A 2,661-nucleotide genomic window follows, 5' to 3' on the forward strand; every position below is an offset into this window, starting at 1 on the left:
GTCCGGGCGGGGCGCCGCCGGAGGCCGGCTGTGCCGAGACGGGCTGGGTCGGCGGCGCCGAGGACGGCGGGGGCGCCGCGTACTGCGCGGAGGTGGGCGCGCCCCAGGCCGGCTGGGTGTAGTCCTGGCCGGGCGGCGGCGACGTCGGCTGGGTCGGCGCCTGACCCCACTGGCCGGACTGCTGCTGGGCCGGGTTCGGCTGGCCGTAGCCGGGCTGCGGCTGACCGTGCTGCGGCTGCCCCGGCTGCGGATAGCCGGGCTGACCGTACGGCTGGTGCTGCGGCTGGTGCTGCGGATGCCAGTTCTGCGGCGGCTGGCCGTAGACGCCGGGCTGGGCCTTCGGCCTCGGCGAGTAGAAGAGGTTGCGCCAGATCAGGAACACCGCATACGCCGCCGCGGCGAAGACCGCCAGCCAGGCCGCGCGGACCAGGAACTCCTCGAACGCCACCCGGACGCTCCAGTCCACGATCCGCACCAGGGCGATCAGGAAGCCGAAGATGACCGCGAAGAAGGCGGCGACGGCGTACTCGACAAGCGCGGCGATCGTGATCAGTTTGGCGTGCCGGTGCGCCGGCAGCACGAGCGTCGCCAGCAGCACCGCCGCGAGCGGCAGCGCGATGTTCTCGACGTTGATGAAGCTGTAGAAGCTGTTCTGCGTCCGGGTGAGGAAATCCTGCCCGACCCCGGACGGGATGAGGCGGATCACCGCCACGAAGAGCCAGACGGCGGGGGCGCCAACCAGGGCGAACGCGGCGAGGTCGCGCAGCGGCCGGATCACCTGGAGGACCGGTCGCCCCGGCGGCTGCGGCGACGGTGTGCTGGTCACAGCTGAACTCCTGACACTTCGGATGCGGACGGGTCGGCTCAGCCTAGACCGGATACCCACGTCACACCCGGCACCCGCAGGCCACGAATCGGGTCGCGGTGCGCAAGGATGGTCGAATGCGGATCGTGGTCCTGACCGGGGGAATCGGCGGCGCCCGGTTCCTGGTGGGCGTGCGCGCACTTGCGCGGCGCATCGGCGCCGAGGTCACGGCGGTGGTGAATGTCGGCGACGACGTGCGGATGCACGGCCTGCAGATCTGCCCCGACCTGGACAGCGTCATGTACACACTGGGCGGCGCGGCCGACCCGGAGCGCGGCTGGGGCCGCGTCGGCGAGACCTGGGTGATCAAGGAGGAGCTCGCGAAGTACGGCGCCGAGCCGTCCTGGTTCGGCCTGGGCGACAAGGACACGGCCACCCATCTCGTACGCACGACGATGCTGAACGCGGGCTACCCGCTGTCGGCGGTCACCGCCGCGCTGTGCGTCAGGTGGCAGCCGGGCATCACCATGCTCCCGGCCACCGACGACCGCTTGGAGACCCACGTGGTGGCCGACGTGGAGGGCGAGCGCAAGGCGATCCACTTCCAGGAGTGGTGGGTGCGCCACCGCGGCGAGGTGCCGACGCACCGGTTCGTGTTCGTCGGCGCGGAGACCGCCAAGCCGGGCGCCGGCGTCCTCGAGGCGATCGCCGCCGCCGACGTGGTGCTGGTGGCCCCCAGCAACCCGGTGGTCAGCATCGCGCCGATTCTGGCCGTACAGCAGCTCAAGGAGGCCGTGGTCAACGGCCCGGCGCCGGTCGTCGGGGTCTCGCCGATCATCGGCGGCGCCCCCGTGCGCGGGATGGCCGACCGCTGCCTGGCCACGCTCGGCGCCGAGGTGAGCGCGGCCGGGGTGGCCGGGCTCTACGGCGCCCGCGGCGACGGCGGCCTGCTGGACGGCTGGCTGGTCGACACCGCCGACGCGGCGACCGAGGTCCCCGGCGTGACGACCCGGGCCGTGCCGCTCTGGATGACGGACGAGGACACCACGGCGACGATGGCCGCCGCGGCGCTGGAGCTCGCGGGGGTGGCGCGTTGATCGACGGCCTCGAGATCCTGCCGGTGCGCGGCATCGGCGACGTGACCGCGGGCGACGACCTGGCCGCCCTGATCACCACGAACGCGCCCTGGCTGCGCGACGGCGACGTCCTGGTCGTCACCAGCAAGATCGTTTCGAAGGCCGAGGGCCGGCTGGTCGAGGTCCCGGCGGACGGCCCGGAGCGCGACGCGGCCCGCGAGGCGGCCCTGGTGTCGCAGACCCGGCGGGTGGTGGCCCGGCGCGGGCCGACGGCGATCGTGCAGACCCACCAGGGCTTCGTGATGGCGGCGGCGGGCATCGACGCGTCCAACATCGACAAGACCCACCTGGTGCTGCTCCCCGCGGACCCGGACGCCTCGGCGCGGGCGCTGCGCGCGGCGTGCGCCGAGCGGGGCCTGCGGGTCGGCGTGATCGTGTCGGACACGATGGGCCGGGCCTGGCGTAACGGCCTCACGGACGTGGCGCTGGGCGCGGCGGGCATCGAGCCGTTCCGCGACCACCGCGGCGAGATCGACCCCTACGGCAACGAGCTCGAGCTCACCCAGATGGCCGTGATCGACGAGCTCGCGGCGGCGGGCGAGCTGGTCAAGGGCAAGTGCGACCAGGTGCCGGTCGCGGTGATCCGCGGCTACCCGGGCGCGGGCGCGGCCGAGACCTCCGGCGCCGTCGCCCTGCTGCGCGACGCGGCCAGCGACATGTTCTCCCTGGGCACGGCCGAGGCCCGGGCCGACGGGCTGCGCACGGCGGCGACGCTGCCGG

Annotated in this window: 3 protein-coding genes; 2 read left to right on the forward strand and 1 reads right to left on the reverse strand. The window is 74.0% G+C overall.

Features of this window, described 5'->3' with window-relative positions; translation table 11 throughout:
* The coding region (locus tag AB0F10_RS45145; protein ID WP_360640712.1) for a hypothetical protein at positions 1–826 on the reverse strand (826 nt) is incomplete at its 3' end.
* A gap of 116 nt (positions 827–942) precedes the next feature.
* Here AB0F10_RS45145 and cofD point away from each other — a divergent pair.
* Complete coding sequence (gene cofD, locus AB0F10_RS45150; protein WP_360640714.1) at positions 943–1,902, forward strand: 2-phospho-L-lactate transferase; 960 nt, start codon at positions 943–945, stop codon at positions 1,900–1,902.
* Positions 1,899–2,661 (forward strand): coenzyme F420-0:L-glutamate ligase (locus AB0F10_RS45155; RefSeq protein WP_360640716.1); only part of this gene is annotated, 763 nt, incomplete at its 3' end. The genes cofD and AB0F10_RS45155, both read left to right, overlap by 4 nt.

Origin of the sequence: Actinoplanes sp. NPDC026623 (assembly GCF_040638275.1) — a bacterium.
Lineage (GTDB): Bacteria > Actinomycetota > Actinomycetes > Mycobacteriales > Micromonosporaceae > Actinoplanes.